This is a genomic window from Rheinheimera sp. (assembly GCF_030690345.1).
Taxonomy (GTDB): Bacteria; Pseudomonadota; Gammaproteobacteria; order Enterobacterales; family Alteromonadaceae; genus Alishewanella.
Genome location: NZ_JAUYGV010000007.1, coordinates 625690 through 645235, shown reverse-complemented (window position 1 = coordinate 645235; position 19546 = coordinate 625690). Strand labels below are relative to the sequence as shown.

Annotated in this window: 16 protein-coding genes; 14 read left to right on the top strand and 2 right to left on the bottom strand. The window is 48.4% G+C overall.

Features of this window, described 5'->3' with window-relative positions; genetic code table 11:
• Positions 1-20: 20 nt before the first annotated feature.
• Positions 21-653 carry an XrtA/PEP-CTERM system exopolysaccharide export protein gene (locus tag Q8O77_RS13795; protein ID WP_305554180.1) on the bottom strand — a complete coding sequence of 211 codons (633 nt, stop codon included), beginning with the start codon at positions 651-653 and terminating at the stop codon, positions 21-23.
• Positions 654-839: 186 nt separating this feature from the next.
• On the opposite strand from Q8O77_RS13795, the gene Q8O77_RS13790 reads away from it, so the two are divergent.
• The 14 genes from Q8O77_RS13790 (at position 840) to Q8O77_RS13725 (ending at position 18808) form a co-directional block, all read left to right on the top strand.
• Positions 840-2249: a TIGR03013 family XrtA/PEP-CTERM system glycosyltransferase gene (locus Q8O77_RS13790; protein WP_305554177.1), complete on the top strand. Its 1410-nt coding sequence runs from the start codon at positions 840-842 to the stop codon at positions 2247-2249.
• 5 nt (positions 2250-2254) lie between these two features.
• Entirely contained in the window at positions 2255-3103 is an 849-nt protein-coding gene (locus tag Q8O77_RS13785; protein ID WP_305554174.1) for an XrtA system polysaccharide deacetylase, read from the top strand.
• Positions 3104-3117: 14 nt separating this feature from the next.
• Complete coding sequence (locus tag Q8O77_RS13780; RefSeq protein WP_305554172.1) at positions 3118-4146, top strand: FemAB family XrtA/PEP-CTERM system-associated protein; 1029 nt, start codon at positions 3118-3120, stop codon at positions 4144-4146.
• The gene (locus Q8O77_RS13775; protein ID WP_305554171.1) at positions 4143-5363 is read left to right on the top strand and encodes a TIGR03087 family PEP-CTERM/XrtA system glycosyltransferase; all 1221 of its coding nucleotides are present in this window, start codon (positions 4143-4145) and stop codon (positions 5361-5363) included. Before Q8O77_RS13780 ends, Q8O77_RS13775 begins: the two co-directional genes overlap by 4 nt.
• 5 nt (positions 5364-5368) lie before the next feature.
• Complete coding sequence (xrtA, locus tag Q8O77_RS13770; RefSeq protein ID WP_305554858.1) at positions 5369-6829, top strand: exosortase A; 1461 nt, start codon at positions 5369-5371, stop codon at positions 6827-6829.
• A complete protein-coding gene (locus Q8O77_RS13765) occupies positions 6822-7979 on the top strand; it encodes a TIGR03088 family PEP-CTERM/XrtA system glycosyltransferase (protein ID WP_305554170.1) in 1158 nt (385 codons plus the stop codon). Before xrtA ends, Q8O77_RS13765 begins: the two co-directional genes overlap by 8 nt.
• A 2-nt stretch (positions 7980-7981) precedes the next feature.
• Positions 7982-9892 carry an XrtA/PEP-CTERM system amidotransferase gene (locus Q8O77_RS13760; protein WP_305554169.1) on the top strand — a complete coding sequence of 637 codons (1911 nt, stop codon included), beginning with the start codon at positions 7982-7984 and terminating at the stop codon, positions 9890-9892.
• Between the two features lie 3 nt (positions 9893-9895).
• Positions 9896-11062, top strand: a complete 1167-nt coding sequence (locus Q8O77_RS13755; RefSeq protein WP_305554167.1) for a glycosyltransferase family 4 protein — start codon at positions 9896-9898, stop codon at positions 11060-11062.
• Between the two features lie 2 nt (positions 11063-11064).
• Entirely contained in the window at positions 11065-12261 is a 1197-nt protein-coding gene (locus Q8O77_RS13750) for a glycosyltransferase (RefSeq protein ID WP_305554165.1), read from the top strand.
• A 72-nt stretch (positions 12262-12333) separates the two neighbouring features.
• Positions 12334-13644: a putative O-glycosylation ligase, exosortase A system-associated gene (locus Q8O77_RS13745; protein WP_305554163.1), complete on the top strand. Its 1311-nt coding sequence runs from the start codon at positions 12334-12336 to the stop codon at positions 13642-13644.
• Positions 13641-15146, top strand: coding sequence for a lipopolysaccharide biosynthesis protein (locus tag Q8O77_RS13740; protein WP_305554161.1), 1506 nt, complete (start codon positions 13641-13643; stop codon positions 15144-15146). Before Q8O77_RS13745 ends, Q8O77_RS13740 begins: the two co-directional genes overlap by 4 nt.
• Positions 15143-16411 (top strand): polysaccharide pyruvyl transferase family protein, encoded by a 1269-nt coding sequence (locus tag Q8O77_RS13735; RefSeq protein ID WP_305554159.1) that lies wholly within the window; start codon positions 15143-15145, stop codon positions 16409-16411. Before Q8O77_RS13740 ends, Q8O77_RS13735 begins: the two co-directional genes overlap by 4 nt.
• Positions 16412-16427: 16 nt before the next feature.
• Entirely contained in the window at positions 16428-17684 is a 1257-nt protein-coding gene (locus tag Q8O77_RS13730) for a glycosyltransferase family 4 protein (RefSeq protein WP_305554157.1), read from the top strand.
• A 2-nt stretch (positions 17685-17686) separates the two neighbouring features.
• Complete coding sequence (locus tag Q8O77_RS13725; RefSeq protein WP_305554154.1) at positions 17687-18808, top strand: glycosyltransferase; 1122 nt, start codon at positions 17687-17689, stop codon at positions 18806-18808.
• Between the two features lie 2 nt (positions 18809-18810).
• On the opposite strand, the gene Q8O77_RS13720 is transcribed toward Q8O77_RS13725, so the two are convergent.
• Positions 18811-19455, bottom strand: a complete 645-nt coding sequence (locus Q8O77_RS13720; RefSeq protein WP_305554151.1) for a tetratricopeptide repeat protein — start codon at positions 19453-19455, stop codon at positions 18811-18813.
• Positions 19456-19546: the final 91 nt, after the last annotated feature.

Sequence of the window (19546 nt, the reverse complement as noted above, 5' to 3'; positions counted from 1 at the left end):
ACGCAGCTAACCCTTGCTGCTTAAAACCATGCTTCCGGTATTATGATGATATCACCGGGCAATATATCAACATTGGCACCGATCTCACCTTCACGGATGAGATTATCCAGCTGCAGATCAAATGTCTGCTGCTCACCATCCTTTACCCTGACCAATTTAGCGCCGTTACCATCGGCAAATTCGGTTAAACCGCCGACAGCAATCATCAAATCCAACAACGTCATATATTCGCGATAACTGATTGCCCGCGGATTAGCAGCCGCGCCTATCACCCGGACCTGCTCGCTATAAGGGCCAACAAAACCAGTCATGGAAACCGTCACCACAGGATCACGGATATACTTACTCAGTATAGCTTCCATATCTCTGGCTAACTGGGTTGGCGTTTTGCCACTGACAGGGACATCCTCAACCAGTGACGTCGAGATTTTCCCGTCCGGTCTGACAAGGAAGGCACCTGATAATTCGGGGTTACGCCAAACGAAAATAGAAACAGAATCACCCGGACCTATCAGGTACTGGTAATTATCTACTGAAGTAGTGAGGGAGTTTTGCACAGTTGCCCGCGGTAACGGATTAACTGAACAAGCTGATAAAAACAGACTTAAAATCAATGCTAAACCGCAATATCCTTTCGCAGATGACGCCATCATAGTACTGGTCCTTTTACTGATGCCCTGACAATATAACTTAAAAATTTACGCTTGTGCTGCAAAAAAAGAAAATATAATTTCTGTTTTGCCGTAGAAATAGTATAATTACTGAGCTAAATTTTGCAGATGGATATGCAACACAGGTCTGCAACAGCCTAAACGCAATGGATGCACAAGGATGTCGTTATGAGTATAGCAAGTCGTTATGGAAGAAATACGATTGCAGATAAGCTGTTTCTTCTGGGGGAATTGGTGCTGTTGGCACTCTCCAGTATGCTCGCCAGTTATATCTACAGTTTTTATGCCTCCCCAATTTCCCTCGATCACCGTTTAATCAATGCACTAATATTCGCAGCGTCTGTGATGTTGTGCGCCCTTTCGGTTGGCCTGTATGATCAAAAGCTACGCGAAGGCCAAAAAGGTATTATTAAACGTGTTGTTATTACCTTAACTTTTAACGCTATTTTACTCGAATTTATCGTGTTTCAGCTGTTCTCTTTTTTACACATCGGCACTGTCTACCTGGCTATAGCGTCCGGATTGGCGGCTTTATTTCTGTCTTGTTTCAGAGCGCTGTTTCACTACCACGACATTACCCGTATCAGCAGACGACGGATTTTAATTTTAGGTGCCGGTGAGCGCGCCTCTATTATCGAACGCCGTATGCGCCGCAATGTAGATAAGCGTAATTTCGAAATTTTTGGTTTCACCCCAATTGAAGGCGACAAAAATGCCGGCATTCCTGAGCATCGCCTTACCCGCTTCGACTACCAGAATGATCTGTTTCAATTCGTGTCTGAAAACAATATTGATCAGTTAGTGATTGCTTGTGATGAACGCCGCAATATGCTGCCGGTCGAGCATTTATTTAAGTGTAAAACCCGTGGCATCGATGTCATTGAAATACTTGACTTTATTGAGCGGGAAACCGGGCAAATTGCAGTAAACCTGATTTACCCCAGTTGGGTTATCTATGCTAATGGTCTGGATTTGAACCAACGCTTTAAAACTAATCTCGATTATAAGCTCAACCTGATCCTCGCCGTCCTGATGTTAGCAGTAACCTGGCCTATTATGCTGATCACCGCGTTGCTAATCTATCTGGAAGATGGTCGCAGTACCGGCGCACCAATATTTTACCGGCAATTACGCGTTGGCTTTGATGGCAAGCCGTTTTATATTCTTAAATTTCGTAGCATGCGCCACGATGCTGAAAAAAACGGCGCGCGCTGGGCAACAACCAATGATGACAGGGTCACCAGGGTTGGCCGTATTATCCGGAAGTACCGCATTGATGAATTACCGCAATTGATGAACGTATTAGCCGGTGAAATGGGTTTTGTCGGCCCGCGGCCGGAACGTCCGGAGTTTGTCCATCAGTTGGTGAAGGATATTCCCTACTACAACCAAAGGCACAATGTTAAACCCGGTTTAACCGGTTGGGCCCAGCTTAAATACCCTTATGGCTCAACGGCTGAGGATGCACAGGAAAAACTGAAGTTTGACCTGTATTACATTAAGCACCGCAGCTTGTTCCTCGATTTGATGATCCTGATCAGGACCGTTGAAATAGTGCTGTTTGGTAAAGGGCGTTAATGCAGATGCCGTTACCCGTAGTAAGAAGTAACGCCCTGACAGTCGACGTAGAAGATTATTTTCATGTGGCGGCATTTGACAGCACAGTCTCTTCTGACAGCTGGGCTACATTGCCGCAACGGGTAGAACGTAATACCGAAATGTTGCTTGAACAATTTGATCGTCACCAGGCTAAAGCCACCTTTTTTATTTTGGGTTGGGTTGCCGAACGTTATCCGCAACTGGTCAGGAAAATACATGCCGGCGGCCATGAAGTAGCCAGCCACGGCTATAACCATGCCAAAGCCTCGGTGCAATCTGCTACAGAGTTCGCTATTGATGTGCGCCGCGCTAAAGCGCTGCTGGAAGATATTACCGGCACTGCGATAACCGGCTACAGAGCGCCCAGCTTTTCAATTGGTAAAAGCAATGAGTGGGCCTTTGATACACTGGCCGCAGCAGGTTATTTGTACAGCTCCAGTACCTACCCTGTAGTGCACGATTTATACGGCACCCCCGATTGGCCGCAACAACCTTACAAGAGGCCTGAGGGTATATGGGAATGCCCGATGCCGGTATTGAATAAAGTGGGTAAACAATGGCCGGTGGCCGGTGGAGGCTACTTTCGCCTGATGCCGTATTGGTTAAGTAAGAAGGGTATAGACAGTTATTTAAAGCAAAGCGCTGCGCCCTATATGTTTTACTTTCATCCGTGGGAAATTGACCCGCAACAGCCCAGGTTTAGCAGCGCCCCGTTAAAATCACGCTTGCGTCATTACACCAACCTGCACCGGATGAGTGCTAAGCTGGAATTGCTGCTGCAGGATTATCAGTGGCGCACTGTAAGAGAAGTTTACCAGCCGTATTTTGTTTAATTAAAGGGAAACTGATGTATCAATTGAATACATTGTCGCTCATGGACGAGCAAGCGGTGGCATGGGACAACTTTGTCAACTCCTGCGAAGAAGCCACTTTTTTTCATTTATCCGGTTGGCAGCAAGTTATTGCCGACACCGGCCATCGCTGTTACTACCTTTATGCGACCGAACAAAACAACATAGTCGGCGTATTGCCATTGGCCAGAGTAAAAAGCTTATTGTTCGGTGATGCGCTGGTGTCTACACCATTTTGTGTCTATGGCGGCGCTTTGGGCTCGCCGGCGGTAAAACGCTTTTTAGAGCAGGCTGCCGTTGAGCTGGCAACATCACTCAATGTGCACCATTTAGAACTACGCTATAAAACTGCACAGCAAAATAGTTTTACCACCCGCAGCCAACATGCATATTTTGCCAGCTCATTGGCCGAGACGCCGGAGCAAATACTGGCCAATATTAAAAAGAAACAACGTGCCGTTGTGCGTCAGGCTTTGAATGAGCCGTTAAATTTTACTTTGGACAGCAATACTGACGATTTTTACCAAACCTATTCCGAAAGTGTCAGAAACCTGGGCACCCCGGTGTTCAGCAAAGCGTTTTTCCGCAAAATCAGCCAGGTGTTTCCTGAGCACACAGAAATACTCACGGTAAGGCAGCAACAAAAGGCCGTTTCATCAGTATTAAGCTTCTACTTTAAAAATGAAGTGTTGCCTTACTACGGCGGTGGCACCTTTGATGCCAAGTCATTAAAAAGTAATGACTACATGTATTATCAGCTGATGTGCCATGCCCGCATTAACAAAAATTGCAGCTCATACGACTTTGGCAGAAGCAAACTTGACTCCGGTGCTTATCATTATAAGCGGCATTGGGGTATGACACCGGTAGAGTTGCCCTATCAGTATCATCTGGTGAAAGCCAATGTTTTGCCTGATGTCAGTCCAAACAACCCTAAATATCAGCTGTTTATTAAGCTTTGGCAGCGCCTGCCATTGGCAGCCAGCCAATGGCTGGGGCCTAAGTTATCGAGGTATTTGGGATGAATTCACCGAAAAAGCCGGCACTGCTGATGTTGGTACACCGCATTCCTTATCCACCGAATAAAGGCGACAAAATCCGCTCTTTTAATCTGATGAAAGCGCTAAGTGAACATTATGCTATTCACCTTGGCTGTTTTATTGATGACCCTTACGACAAGCAGTATCGCGATAAACTACTGCAATGGTGTGCCAGTGTATGCTGCATTGACCTGATTAAATGGCAGGCAAAACTGCGTGGTCTAAGCGGATTTTTGTCAAACTCAGCCATCACCTTGCCCTACTACTTTAACCCTGCCATGGCCGGTTGGGTAAACAAGCAAATGCTGCAACATGACATTAATCATGTACTGGTTTACTCGTCATCCATGGCGCAGTACGTTGACCACGAACAGTATCAGTCACTACGCAGAGTGATTGACTTTGTCGATATCGACTCAGATAAATGGCGACAATATGCAGAAAAGTCCGGCGGCATTAAACGCTGGTTTTATCAGCGGGAAGCACGCTTACTGCAACAATACGAAATGCAAATATGTCAGCACTTTAACAGCAGTTTGTTCGTCTCAGACGACGAAGCCAAAGCTTTTCGCTCATTGCTGCCACTGCAGCAACATAGCCGGGTATACAGCGTGCTAAACGGGGTTGATACCGAATACTTTTCACCTGAAGTGCCGCCGGCATCGGCGGAAAAACCGCTGCCGCCGCACTACATTGTCTTTACCGGTGCCATGGACTATTGGGCCAACGTCGATGCAGTTTGCTGGTTCTGTCAACATGTTTGGCCAAGATTAAAACAGCAGCATCCGGATTTGCACTTTTTGATTGTCGGCGGCAATCCGGGCCAGGATGTGAAAGCCTTAGCACAACAACCCGGCGTTATTGTTACCGGACGCGTACAGGATGTGCGTCCTTATATTAGTGGCGCCCGTTTTGCAGTGGCACCGATGCTTATCGCCAGAGGTATTCAGAATAAAGTGCTCGAAGCCATGGCAATGGATAAAACCGTGGTGTGTACCTCTATGGCAATGGAGGGAATTAATGCCCCGCATGGCCAGGGAGCCCTGATTGCCGATGGTGTTGAAGCCTTTAGTCAAGCCTGTTTGCAGACTTTGGGCGCAGCGCAGGCCACAGCGCAAAATCGGCACTGGATAATACAGCACTTTACCTGGCAGCAAACTCTGGCGCCGCTGCGCCATGTTATAGCCGGAGATCCGCTGTGATACCAATGGTCAATGCTTTGCCAATCAGATTACTGCTTCTGCTATTGGCGTTAATTTGCTATATCTTGCTGTACGCTGATGCATGGCTGGACATGGAACGGGTCTGGCGTTCATCAGCAACCTATAATCATTGCTATCTGATCCTGCCTATCAGTTTGTACTTTTTTTATCGTGCAAAAACCAGCGTTAACACTAACAGCAGTGCCGTCCCCGTCGCCTGGCTGCCATTATTAATCTTAATCACAACTCAATTTGTCTGGTTGTTAGGTTTTGCCGCCGACATCGCGCTACTGATGCATCTGGCTGCTGTGGTAACACTGCAGATGCTGTTGTGGCTGGTGTTGGGTAGCCGCGTTGCACGCCGTTATGTATTTGCTATAGGTTATCTGATTTTTCTCGTCCCGTTTGGCGAAGAACTATCACCGCTTCTGCAAGATATCACCGCGGATCTGACCGTAATGATGCTGCACTGGGTGAATATACCGGTATATCGCGAAGGCTTATATCTGGCGACGCCGGCCGGGCTATTTGAAGTGGCCGAAGCCTGCTCTGGTTTGCGTTTTTTAATTGCATCCATTGCTATATCAGTGTTGTTTAGTTACCTCACTTTTAATCGCATATGGAAACACGTCAGTTTTGTAGTTTTTATGGCATTAATCTCTGTACTGGCTAATGGTGTCAGGGCATTTATGCTGGTGTATATCGGAGAAGTGTCGAATATGCGCTTCGGCTTTGGTGCCGATCATTATCTTTACGGCTGGCTGTTTTTCGGTGCTGTATTGCTGGCGGGCTTTTGGCTTGGTGGCCGCTTTGCCGACCAAGAGGTAGCACTGAGCCGCAGCAATAGCAGTAATGCAACACCGCAACTGCAAAGCAGTGTTGTGATCTGCTCTTTATTCACCCTGGCAGCTACGCTTAGCTTTACTCTGTCACTGCATGCCCAAACCACACCAGACAGCGCTGTATCAGTCTCCCTGCCTTTCGCCACAAACACCAACGCTATAGCAGATTGGGGAATCAGCTTTCCACACAGCCAGGCGCTGGGAAAAGGCACTGATAATGCCGGAATCAGCTATTTTGTTGCGTTTTATGCAAACAAGCAGCATGTCGGTGAATTAATCAGTTGGCAAAATGCTTTGTTTGACCCAAAGCGCTGGCAAGTGCAAGACAGAGTCGCACGGGACAATACTGTTATTTTGCAATTAAAGGCACGCGACGGTAGCTACAGGAGCCTGTTGTACTGGTATCAGATCGGGCAACACAGCGTAATCAGCAGTCCGCAAGCTAAACTTCATCAGGCTTTAGCTTTTCTTACTGATGACAGCTCTGTTGCGGCTGTCTATGCAGTTTCAGTAGCCGGCAAAGCAGATGAAGGCGAAGTGCAGCTACTGCGCCGTGCTGCTCAGACACTACAACAGACGGCTGCCCTACCAACAGTTGCTGTTACCGGCGCTGATTATGACTGAGCAAGCTGCAGAACCGATCCATATCACGCATTTGGTATGGCACTTTGCCACCGGCGGGCTGGAAAATGGTCTGGTTAATTTGATTAATCAGCTGCCGCCAGACAAATTCCGCCACAGCATAGTGACATTAACCGGTTTTGATACTGAGTTTGTTAAACGCATTCAAAGTAACAATGTTTGTCTTTATAACCTGGAAAAACGTGAAGGCCATGACTGGTCATTGCCGGGCAAACTGAACCGCTTACTAAAGCAATTACAACCCGATGTATTACACAGCCGCAATCTTGCCACGCTGGAGTTGCAAGCTGTAGGCTGGTGGCGCAAGGTGCCGCTGCGTCTGCACGGCGAACATGGCTGGGACAGTTATGACGTTGGCGGCAGCAACAAAAAGTACCGCCTGCTGCGCCGTCTGCTCAAAGTGTTTGTGCATCAGTACATTTGCTTATCTGCCGAATCAGAGCATTATCTTAAACAACATATTCATCTGGCAGACGATAAAATCCGGCGCATTTGCAATGGCGTGGATATTGATAAATTCAGCCTGGCACAGCCGGCAGATCTCAGCACTTTTGCTATTGCAGCTAACAACCCGCCACTGTTAATCGGCACTGTGGGCCGGCTGGCTAAAGTGAAAAATCAGGCGTTGCTGATTAATGCTTTTGCCTTATTGTGCCGGCAACAGCCACAACTGAAACAAGGCTGCAAACTGCTACTGATTGGCGATGGCCCTTGCCGGCAGGAACTGCAACAGCTGACAGAACAGCATCAGCTCAGCGCCGGGATTATCTTTGCCGGTAATCGGGCGGACATCGCGCAACTGATGCAACGGCTGGATGTGTTTGTACTGCCCTCTTTAGCCGAGGGCATATCCAATACCATACTTGAAGCGATGGCCAGCGGCACTCCTGTTATCGCTACTGCTGTAGGCGGCAATCCGGAGTTACTGCCGCAGGAGTTACACAGCACAAACCTGGTACCCTCTGCTGATGTTCAGGCATTAGCCTCAGCGCTGCTACGATATATTCAGTCGCCACCAGCACGCGAAGCCGACGGTCTGTTAGTAAAAAAGCATTGCCAGCAGCACTTTAGTATCGCTACGATGGTACAGCGATACAGGACGTTATACGAAATGACAAGGAAGCAGACTTAACCATGTGCGGTATTGCCGGAATTTATCAGTTAACCCATCAGGCAACGCCTGAGCACAGCATCCTATCACGGATGAACGACAGCCAGTGGCATCGTGGCCCGGACGCCGGCGACTATTTTTATCAACCTGGTATCGGCTTAGCGCACCGCCGTTTATCTATTATCGATATCGCCGGCAGCCCGCAACCTATGCAAAGTGCCAATAAGCAGGCCTGTATCGTATTTAACGGCGAAATTTATAACTTCGCCGAACTACGCACCGAACTCAGCGCCCTGGGCCATCAGTTTAATAGCCATGGCGATACAGAAACCATTCTCAATGCCTGGCTGGAATGGGGAACCGACTGCGTCCGGCATTTGCGCGGTATGTTTGCTTTTGCTATCTGGGACCAGGCACAGCAATGCCTGTTTCTGGCACGCGACCGGCTTGGTATTAAGCCGATGTTTTATTCGCTGTTACCCAATGGCGAGTTTATATTTGGCTCAGAACTTAAGGTACTGCGCAACCATCCTTTGTTTGACCGTGCCCTGCGCGACAGCACAGTAGAAGATTACTTTACCTTTGGCTACGTACCTGAACCCTACACCATTTACCAAAATAGCTTTAAGTTATCACCCGGCCATACCTTATTACTGCGCCATGGCGAGAATAACTTGCCACAGCCACTGCAATACTGGGATGTACCGACACAATGGGCAAAAGATCTGAGCAGCGATGCTCTGCAACAGGAGCTGATTGGCCGGTTACGCGAAGCAGTAAAAATCCGCCTGGTGGCAGAGGTGCCGCTGGGGGCATTTTTATCCGGTGGTGTCGACTCCAGCGCTGTGGTGGCGATGATGGCCGGCCTGCAAAGCGATCCCGTCAATACCTGTTCAATCGGCTTTGATAACCCGAAATACAATGAAACCGAATTTGCCCGTCAGGTCGCCGCCCGTTATCACACCGCGCATCATGAAAGTATTGTCAGTGAGCACGATTTTGACTTGCTGGATAAACTGGCCGACTTGTACGACGAGCCCTATGCTGACAGCTCAGCTATTCCAACCTACCGTGTATGTGAAATGGCGCGGCGTAATGTTACCGTAGCACTTAGCGGCGACGGCGCCGACGAGCTGTTTGCCGGCTACCGCCGTTACAAACTGCATATGCACGAACAGCGTTTACGCAATTGGTTGCCATTGGCGCTCAGAAAGCCGCTGTTTGGCCTGCTTGGCAAGTGCTACCCGAAGCTGGACTGGGCACCTAAATTTCTGCGGGCAAAAACCACGTTTCAGTCATTGGCGTTGGATACCGTTGCCGGTTATCACAATTCTATCGCCATCTTGCGCGACGATCAGCGTGAAAAACTGTTTTCGGCAGAATTCAAACAACGTTTAAATGGCTATAACTCCATAGCGGTATTCCGGCGGCACGGCGCCAAAGTCGCGCATCTTGATCCACTGAAAATAGCCCAATACCTCGATATGAAAACCTACCTGGTGGGCGATATTTTAACTAAGGTAGATCGCGCATCCATGGCGCATTCACTGGAAGTACGGGTACCGTTTTTAGACCACAAGTTTGTTGAGTGGGCCTTTACTGCAGAGTCTGAGGCTAATCTGCACCGCGGCACCGGCAAATATGGCCTGAAAAAAGCGCTCGAGCCGCATCTGCCGCAGGATGTACTGTACCGGCAAAAAATGGGCTTTGCCGTGCCATTGGCCGAATGGTTTCGTGGTCCGCTGCGGCAACGACTGCAGGAAAAGCTGACCTCAGACCTGATGCTGGGCAGCGGCTTTTTTAACGAGTTTGAACTGAGAAAACTACTGACTGAACACCAAAGTGGCATGAAAGATAACAGCACTGCACTGTGGACCTTATTAATGTTTGCCGCATTTTTAGAAAAAGAATGCCAGTCAACTATACCGGGATAAGCCATGGACGCCGTTAATAAACAGTACAGAATTTTGTACCATCACCGTATTGCGTCAAAAGACGGCCAATATGTGCATGTTGAAGAGATCATTAATTCCCTGCGTAAAGCCGGCCACCAGGTATTTATCGTCGCACCAAAACTGACAGAGCAAAGTGAGTTTGGCAGCTCAGGCGGTATCGTAGCCTGGCTGAAACAACGTCTGCCGCAGCATTTGTACGAAGTGTTGGAACTGCTGTACGCAGTTATTGCCTTTATCAAATTAGTGTCGGCTGTTTATAAATACAAACCTGATTTTATCTACGAGCGCTTTAACCTGTTTTTACCGGCGGGAGTCTGGGCCGGCAAATGTTGCAAGCTACCACTGCTGCTTGAAGTTAACGCGCCGATATACGAAGAGCGGAAAAAGTACCATGGTATTGCGCTGGACAGATTGGCGCGCTGGTCGCAGCACTATTGCTGGAAAAATGCCCACCGCTGCTTCCCCGTCACCAATGTGCTGGCAGATTATCTGCGCCGGGCCGGCGTTAACGAAACCGCAATTACGGTAATACCAAATGGTATTAACGAAACGGTATTTTCCCGCCCTCAGGTTACTCCGGCAGAATTACCGCCGCTTCAGGGTAAAATAGTCATCGGTTTTGTTGGTTTTTGCCGCGAGTGGCATGGGCTGGATCGGGTGCTGACGCTAATGGCCAAACTGCAAAATCCGGCGTTATTTTTCCTTATCATTGGTGACGGCCCTGCCATTGCCGCGTTAAAACAGCAGGCAGCAGAGCTGAATATCAGTGAGCAGATTTTTGTCAGTGGTCTGGTGAGCCGCAACGATATGCCCGATTGGCTGGCGCCGATGCATATCGCACTGCAGCCCGATGTAGTGCCTTACGCCTCGCCCCTTAAGATGCTCGAATACATGTATATGGCAAAGGCAATTATCGCACCGGACAGCGCCAACATCCGCGAGTTACTGCAACACCGGCAGAATGCGCTATTGTTCGATATGGCGCAGCCACAAAGCTTTACCCAATGTTTAAACGAGCTGTGCGAACAACCGGCGCTGATTGCGCAATTGGGCGCCAACGCCAAACTCAGTATTGCGCAGCAGCAACTCACCTGGGACCACAACGCATGGCGTATTGTGCAACAGTTTGAGCAATGCCGGCCAAATTGACCATGAACATACTGACTATCAGCACCTTGTATCCCAACGCGCAGCAACCGCAACACGGTATTTTTGTTGAAACCCGTATGCGCAAGTTAAAACAAGCCTATCCGCAGTTGCAAATCACCGTTATTGCGCCCTGCCCAAGGCGGTATCTGACGACAAAAACTACAGCTGATACAGAAGCTCAAATCAGACACGGTATCCGCGTGTTGCACCCAAGCTATCTGGCAGTGCCGGGGCTGGGCATGTATGTTAACCCTTACACTCTGTACTATTGTCTGAAACAGCAGCTAACCCGTCTGTTAGCTCAGGGCGAGCGCTTTGATCTGATTGACGCACACTACATCTACCCCGATGCCGTCGCCGCACAATGGCTGGCCGGAAAGTTTAAGCTGCCGCTGGTGGCAACCGCCAGAGGCAGCGATATTCACCTGTTACCTGAATACAGCGTGCCACGCTGGCAGATCAAACGTACCCTGGCTAAAGTGGATGCCGCCATTGGCGTTTGTCAGGATCTGGTCAACCGCATGCAGCGGCTGCAACCGGCATTGACACACAATATCGCCATTCGCAACGGCGTTGATCTTGAGCTGTTTTATCCGCAGGACAAACGCGACACCCTGCGCCAGGAGCTGGGCTACAGCGGTTATGCACTGCTTAGTGTCGGCCGGTTGGTGCAGTTAAAAGGCCAGCACAAAATTATCGACATAGTGGCGCAATTAAACGATGTTACCTTGACTATTATTGGTGATGGCGAGGAAAAAGCCGCATTGCAACGACGTGTTGCCAGGCTGGGTATTAGTGAGCGGGTAAGGTTTATTGCACCCCAGCCACAACACAAATTGCGCGAACATTATAACGCTGCTGATTGCCTGGTACTGGCTTCAAGCCGCGAAGGCTGGGCTAATGTTTTGCTTGAAGCCATGGCGTGCGGCTGTCCGGTAGTAACTACCCCTGCAGGTGGCACACCGGAAGTTATAGCCCACCCGCACGCCGGCATCGTCAGTAAAGACTTCTCTGTTGACGCCCTGCTCAATGCCTTGTTGACGCTAAAGCAGAATATGCCGGCACGCGAAGATGTCAGCGCCTATGCCCGCACACTCAGTTGGGATCAATCGATAATTCTGTTAAAACAAACATTTGATAAAGTACTACAGCAACGTGGTAACTCTGCTGCAGCACAGGGAGAGCAGCATGTTAGATAGTTTATATTTGTTGTTTGATATTAGCGCCTTAGTTGCCCTGTTTTACTGGGCAACTAAGCAGGAAGAATAATAATGCGCGATTTACTACTGGTTGCTTTCTTTTTTATCGTCGTTTATTTCACCTTTAAGCGCCCTTTTATCGGTGTCTGCGCCTGGATATGGATAGCGCTGACCGCTCCCACCTTATGGGCTTTTGGCTTTTCAACTCATTTACGGTTAAACCTGAGCATTGTATTGATCACCCTTATTGCGTATATCGTGGCCGAAAAAAATAAGTCGGTCCATCTGAGTAAGATTGGCTGGCTGGTGTTGCTGTTTTGTTTCTGGACATTTTTGTCGTCACTGACTCACATCACCTACGATAGCGCCAAAATATGGGGTTACTTCATTGACTTTATTAAAGTTGTCATGTTGTTTTTCTTTGCCATACTGCTGCTTAAAAAACGCTACCAGTTAGATATCTTTGTCTGGTGTATCGTTTTATCCGTTTCATCCTATGCTGGTATGGAAGGGCTAAAATTTTTACTCTCCGGTGGCGGCCATGAAGTTGTCGGCCGTGCCGGTGTTATTCAAGACCGCAACGATTTTGCTGTAGCAATTAATATGTCGCTGCCACTGATAGCTTATTTGTATTTTACCTCTAAGCATAAGTTAATCCGTTTAGGCCTGTTAGGGCTTGCCGTATTGAATGTTGTTGCTGTAATAGGCACTTATTCGCGCGGTGGCTTTATTGGCCTGGCTATTTTGGGTGTAGCTTTCTGGTGGCGCTCTAAGTATAAAATACCACTGGCTTTGGTCGCACTTCTGCTTGTGCCTGTATTGTATCAAAAAGCACCGGAAGACTGGCGCGAGCGGCAAACCACTGTAGCCACTGCAGCAACCGAAGATGGCTCTTTTATCGGCCGGTTGTGGGCGTGGAAAATCTCTACCATGATAGCGCTGGATCACCCTGTTTCCGGCGGCGGTTTTCGTGCGGTTACCAATCCGATTGTCTGGAACAGCTATGCACCTTATACCGCCGATTTTGGCCCGATACAAACGCCAGCTATCCCGGCAGATTTACGGCCCAAAGCGGCACATAATATCTATTTTCAGGTACTGGGTGACCATGGCTTTATCGGGCTGTTTATTTTTCTCGCTATGCTGGGCAGCACTTATTTCAGTAATATCCGCACCAATAAGCTTTGTAGACACAGTGAAGACCACCAGTGGATGTACCACTTGAGCAGTGCGCTGAATTTATCCATTATTGGCTACGGTATTACCGGCGCCAACGTTAGCTTAGCCTATTTTGATTTGCTGTATGCCGTGCTGGCTATGGTTGTTGCTATGCAGGTGCTGCGGCCCGCGACAGGTGTTACTAAAATGCGGAGTCAGGCTTGAGTAATGCTAACCGCGGTCTGGGTAAAAAGATTGCCATAGGCGCGGCCTGGTCTGTGTTAACCCGGCTTAGCATTAAAGGCCTTGGGTTTATCAGTACTATTATTCTTGCCCGTCTGCTGTTTCCGGCCGATTTCGGCATTATGGCCGCATGTATGGCGATGGTGGCATTTTTTGAAATATTCACCAGCTTCAGTTTTGATATCAACATTATCCAAAAGGATAATGTTACTGATGACACCCTGAACAGCGCCTGGACATGCAAGCTATTGTCAGGTTTGTTGCTCGCCATACTATTATTTTTCGCCAGTCCCTGGATCAGCGCTTTTTTTAACGACCCCCGTTTAACCCTGGTGGTGCAGGTTGTTGCCTTTATTCCGCTGATCAAAAGCGCAGAAAATATCGGCTTTGTGCTATATCGCAAAAACCTGGATCTGAAAAAAGAGTTTAATCTGGAAGTTATTACCAAATTAGTGTCATTTACCATCACCATCGCTGCGGCGTTTTACTGGCAAAACTACTGGGCGCTTGTGATCGGCATGTTCAGTAATGCCATTGCGCGGGTACTGTTAAGCTATGTTATGCACCCCTACCGCCCCACCTTCGGCTTAAACCAGGCAGCGGAATTATTTCGCTTCTCCAAATGGCTGCTGCTTAATAACTTACTGATTTTCCTTAACCATAAAGTAACAGATCTGATTATCGGCAACAGAACAAATACTACTGAGCTGGGTTATTACAGTGTAAGTTACGAAATATCTAATTTGCCAACCACAGAGCTGGTCTTTCCGCTTAGCCGCGCGATATTTCCCGGATATTCATTGGTCAAATCAGATATAAATGCCTTAAGAGACATGTTTCTGAAAATCACCGGTGTAGTGTTGTTTTTTGCCGCGCCTATCTGTTTTGGCTTTTACGCCGTGGCGCACGAGGCGGTAGCGCTTTTTTTAGGTGATAAATGGCTTAACATAGTGCCGATGGTATCCATCTTATCGTTCTATGGTTTAAGCCGCTGTGCCGTACAAAATATGGGCAACGTCTTTGTGGCTTTAGGTAAGCCCCATATCAGCACCTATATTTCTCTGTCCCGTTTAATTGTAATTGTGCCACTGCTTTTGTACTCGGTATCACACTATGGAGCACTTGGCGCTGCGGTCACCGTGCTGGCGGTGTCCTTAGTCACCTTGCCGCTTAGTTTCTGGACCTGCAGCCTGATGCTGAAATTCACCCTGCGCCAGGCACTGATGCTGTTTGCTTTTCCGATATCTGCCGCAGTATTAATGACGCTGGCAATTAAACTGCTGGGCTATGTTTTAGACAAGCAACAGGTTCACTCCGTCGCGGTGCTGTTGCTTGCTAAAGTTGCCACAGGCGCATTCTGTTATTTCGCAATTGCTGCAATATACTTAGGTTACATCACGAAAAATGAATTTTGGCTGCAACAGCTTCGCACTTTACGGGCCAAATTGATGGCCCGCCGTTCGAAAAAGGATTCTCAGGGATGATTAAACAACAAAGCGACGCTACAGAGTACGCGTCTAAGCACTTTTTGTTGGCCGGGTATGTCGGTGGTATTAATGTCGGTGATGAAATTCTTACCTCTGCTGTTGCAGCACATATCAGCCAAAAGTACAGCAACCACATTACCATCGCCTCAGGCCAACCGGCACTCAGCAAAACCTATATCGGCGACAACTATAATTACGTCGAAGCTTATTACCCCGGGCAGCCTCTTAACGTTAAAGGCCTGTCAAACCTCATCAGCGCGATTCGCCGGGCGGATAGTGTGGTATTTGTTGGTGGTGGCTTACTGCAGGATGCGCACAGCACCCGACTGATACAGCACTGTGCTTTTATTGCCTCTATCGCCAAAGTAATGAATAAACCGGTAATGTCGTTTGGTGTCGGTGCCGGGCCGATAAAATCTACGCAAGGTGTAAAACTGAGTAACCTTTTCTTACAGGCCAATGACGTTATCTATTGCCGTGACAGCTACTCCGTTAAATATATACAGCAACACCTGGTGCCAAAGCCCAACACGGTAAAACAGGGTTACGACAGTATTTTCTTACAAGGGCAACATTTGGCAGAAAAGGCAGAGCAAAAAATTATTGGTCTGTGTTACCGCCATTGGCCTGGCCTTGAGCAATCAACCCTGTTACGGCTGACAGAGCAGTTAATTGACAATCAGTATGCTGTACTTTTTATGCCGTATGAAAAAAGCGACATCGCGCTGTATCACGCCCTTAAACAACGGTTCGGCGACAATATCCAGCTATCCGGTGAGCAAAATACTACCGCAACGCTGGACACTATTGCCTCTTTGCACGGCCTTATTTCTATGCGTTTACATGCTAATCTGCTGGCAATACTGGCCGCTGTACCCTGTGTTGCGTTGTCTTACGATCCTAAACTAAGCAGTGTATTAGCCAGTGTAGGATGTGAGCAAAATGTACTGCCGCTGTCAGCATCAGCAGAAGACATTTTGCATCTGCTGCAACATCCGCCACCAGCAAAAGATCACAAATTGCTGCAACAGGCCATCGCGAATAATGCCGGTTGTTTTAACGACGCACTAAGCCACAGCTTTGCAGGCAAAACCTCGTTCTCTGCCTTCAAAAAAGTTGCGTTGACAGCATATTGGTACAACAGCTTAGTGCTTGCTCCTGCTACGAGACGCGCTGCTGTGGCAGTAGCTCCGGCATTTAATAAGCTGCTACCGGGCTCGCTAAAAGCATGGATCAGACGAAAACTTGGATTTAACTGGTAATTTAAGGCTGATACCAATGAACATTGGCATTGTAACCACCTGGTTCGAACGCGGCGCCGCCTACGTGTCCAGACAATTTCGGGATGTGCTGGCAAGCGAGCATGATGTTTTTATTTATGCCCGCGGCGGGGAGAAGTTTGCTATTGGCGATCCCAATTGGGATCTGGACTACGTAACCTGGGCAAAAAAACCCGCTACCTTTGCCTTTACTGACATTAACCCGGAAGATTTTCAACGTTGGTTAATCAGCAACAACATTGAGCTGGTTATTTTTAACGAACAAAAAATCTGGGCACCGGTCATGTTATGCCGTGAGCTGAAAATCAAAACCGGCGCCTACATCGATTACTACACTGAGCAAACTGTTGATATGTTTGCGTTGTATGACTTTTTAATTTGCAATACGCAAAAGCACCGCAGTGTATTTGCCTGGCATCCGCAGTGTTTATTTATTCCCTGGGGTACAGATACATCGCTTTATCTACCCAAACCGCAAACTGCGTCGCACCGCAGCGGTGTCACGTTTTTTCACTCCGCCGGTATGAGCCCTTTTCGCAAGGGTACCGACTTGCTGCTGCAAGCCTTTTCGCTGTTAACCGGTGAGGCAAAGCTTTACTTACATAGTCAGGTGCCACTTAAAACGGTCTTTCCGCAGCTCAGCGACAACATTGATAACCTGGTGGCCAAACAACAGCTGTTTATTCACGAAGGTACCGTAGCGGCCCCCGGTTTGTACGATAAGGGCGATGTGTATGTCTACCCGTCAAGGCTGGATGGTATTGGTCTGACTATCCTTGAAGCCGCTTCAGCCGGGTTGCCGGTTATCGTGCCGGACTATGGCCCGATGAACGAGTTTGTTGCTGCCGATATAAACGGGCGCACCGTAGCAATAGATAAGCTCTGGGCACGCTGGGACGGCTACTACTGGCCACAGTGTGAAGTCAACATAGCGGCACTGGCAGCGGCCATGCAAAGCTATGTTGATAATGCCGGCAACATGTCTCAATACGCCATGCAAGCGCGACAATACGCTGAAAAACACTTTAACTGGCAGCACAACAGCGCCGGACTGGCGCAATTACTTACACAGATCACGCTACAATCGGCTGCTTCTGTCAGTGCTGCAGAGCAACAGGCAAGAAAATATGATGCAACCTTGTTTCAACGCCACGCTAAATCCTCACGGCAACGCTGGATGGATAATTTTGAGGAGCAAAGCCCGGTGTTGTACCGGCTGATGCAAAGCCTGAAATCAGCCTTGAGGCGCGGCTAACCATGCACTTTATCGTTTTAGCCCCTAACCACTGGCATGGCCCCTGGATGAACCGGCAACAATTGTTCAGCCGCATAGGTTTAACCCACCGGGTAACGTACTCGACAGGTCCGTTGTATTTCTGGCAGCGTAACAGCAATGCCTTTGAGCAAGCGCCACTGTTTTCGCAGCGCACTTATGCCGACAATGTTACGGTGTTCCGTCCATCAAAGCTGATGCTGCGCCTGCCTAAAGTGCCGTTAATTGACAAGGCGGTACGCAAGCAGTTTGCCCGAGCCATTGCAGCCGACAGCACGGCGCAAAACACCTGCCTGTATCTGTTTCACCCGGAATATGCTGACTATATCAGCGATATTGGCCACCAAAAGCTGGTTTATCACGCCTACGATGATTTCTCAAAGCAAGGTGATTACTCCCTGCTGGCAGAGAAAGAACTGGCGCTGCTTAGCAAAGCCGATGTGGTTTTTGCCTCCTCTACGCTGATCCAACAGCGGCTGGCTACCTTGTCCGGCAGGCAAGACATTGTCTTTCTGCCCAACGGCGTTGACTACGAGCTGTTCTCCCGCCCTCAGGCAGTACCCGATGACTTAAATGCCATTCCGCATCCACGTGTTGCTTACACCGGCTCGATAAACCGAAAAGTTGACCTGGAGCTATTGCTTACCCTGGCAAAACGGCTGGAAACTGTGCATTTTGTTTTAATTGGTGGCATTGGCAAACTGGATAGCAGCGCTACTGTGTCGGCACTGTCGGCACTGCACAACGTGCACTTTGCCGGCGCAAAACCGGTAAACGCGATAGCCGCCTATATGCAACACGCTGATATTAACATTATGATTTATAAAGCAGACAGCAGCACTTGGGCGATATCAGGTTATCCACTGAAGTTGCATGAGTATCTTGCTGTAGGTAAGCCGGTGATTAGCGCACCGTTAGATGCGGTAATCCCATTTTCATCAGTATTAACATTGGCCAACAGTGTTGATGAATGGCAAAGCGCAATTAAGCAACAGCTCAGTGCTTTACCGGAGCCTGCGCAGGTAGCTGCCCGTCAGGCTGTAGCGCGGCAAAACACCTGGGATATACGTGTTATGCAGATCCTCAATACGCCAGGTCTTACGTAAAATTATAGTTTGCCACCGGCTTTAACTATTTTGTTTTCCAGACCTTTTAACGGGTACTGTAAGCCATAAGCAATTTTTGCATGCTCTGCGGCTTTTTCCAGGTTTTTCATATCCACGTATAACAAACCCAGATTGTAATGCAGCTCAGCATAATTGCTGCTCATGGCAACAGCGGTTAAATAGACTTTCTCTGCTTCTTGAAGTTTGCCTGACAAATGCAGGTGCATGCCATACAGCATGCGCGACACGATATCCGCCGGCTGAAAATAAATAGCCCGCTTAAAATAGCAATCAGCAGAGTAATACGGCACACCACTTTCGGCAGTTGGAGGGTTCAGACGGTAATATTTGCCGATGGCATTCAGCGCACGGTGATAATTTGGAATAGCTCTTAAGGTGTAATCAATGTCACCCAGCAAAGTTCCGTTTTCCCCCCCTATCAGTTGTTCCACCTTACCGGTAAAGTGAGCATTTATAACGATAGGTAGTCTTCTGCTGTGCCCGGGATTGGTGAAGTCCCAGGGGCCATAAGCATTACTCAGCGGCTGCCCCTGCGCAATACCACAGGTGGTATTATTACGCTGGGCTTGGACCGGCAAGGACAACAACAGTACTGCGGCTAAAACTCCCAAATACACTGATTTCATAAGCACTCCTTGCTTTACTAAAACACTGCGTTAGTGTAGTCCGCGATAAACGGCTACGTCCAGTGCTTTAATCTGCGTTTCGCCGCAGCAA

Bases quoted from the DNA above. Each gene is read 5' to 3' on its own strand.
- Q8O77_RS13795 (WP_305554180.1), bottom strand. From the start codon at position 653: ATGATGGCGTCATCTGCGAAAGGATATTGCGGTTTAGCATTGATTTTA.
- Q8O77_RS13790 (WP_305554177.1), top strand. From the start codon at position 840: ATGAGTATAGCAAGTCGTTATGGAAGAAATACGATTGCAGATAAGCTG.
- Q8O77_RS13785 (WP_305554174.1), top strand. From the start codon at position 2,255: ATGCCGTTACCCGTAGTAAGAAGTAACGCCCTGACAGTCGACGTAGAA.
- Q8O77_RS13780 (WP_305554172.1), top strand. From the start codon at position 3,118: ATGTATCAATTGAATACATTGTCGCTCATGGACGAGCAAGCGGTGGCA.
- Q8O77_RS13775 (WP_305554171.1), top strand. From the start codon at position 4,143: ATGAATTCACCGAAAAAGCCGGCACTGCTGATGTTGGTACACCGCATT.
- xrtA (WP_305554858.1), top strand. From the start codon at position 5,369: ATGGTCAATGCTTTGCCAATCAGATTACTGCTTCTGCTATTGGCGTTA.
- Q8O77_RS13765 (WP_305554170.1), top strand. From the start codon at position 6,822: ATGACTGAGCAAGCTGCAGAACCGATCCATATCACGCATTTGGTATGG.
- Q8O77_RS13760 (WP_305554169.1), top strand. From the start codon at position 7,982: ATGTGCGGTATTGCCGGAATTTATCAGTTAACCCATCAGGCAACGCCT.
- Q8O77_RS13755 (WP_305554167.1), top strand. From the start codon at position 9,896: ATGGACGCCGTTAATAAACAGTACAGAATTTTGTACCATCACCGTATT.
- Q8O77_RS13750 (WP_305554165.1), top strand. From the start codon at position 11,065: ATGAACATACTGACTATCAGCACCTTGTATCCCAACGCGCAGCAACCG.
- Q8O77_RS13745 (WP_305554163.1), top strand. From the start codon at position 12,334: ATGCGCGATTTACTACTGGTTGCTTTCTTTTTTATCGTCGTTTATTTC.
- Q8O77_RS13735 (WP_305554159.1), top strand. From the start codon at position 15,143: ATGATTAAACAACAAAGCGACGCTACAGAGTACGCGTCTAAGCACTTT.
- Q8O77_RS13730 (WP_305554157.1), top strand. From the start codon at position 16,428: ATGAACATTGGCATTGTAACCACCTGGTTCGAACGCGGCGCCGCCTAC.
- Q8O77_RS13725 (WP_305554154.1), top strand. From the start codon at position 17,687: ATGCACTTTATCGTTTTAGCCCCTAACCACTGGCATGGCCCCTGGATG.
- Q8O77_RS13720 (WP_305554151.1), bottom strand. From the start codon at position 19,455: ATGAAATCAGTGTATTTGGGAGTTTTAGCCGCAGTACTGTTGTTGTCC.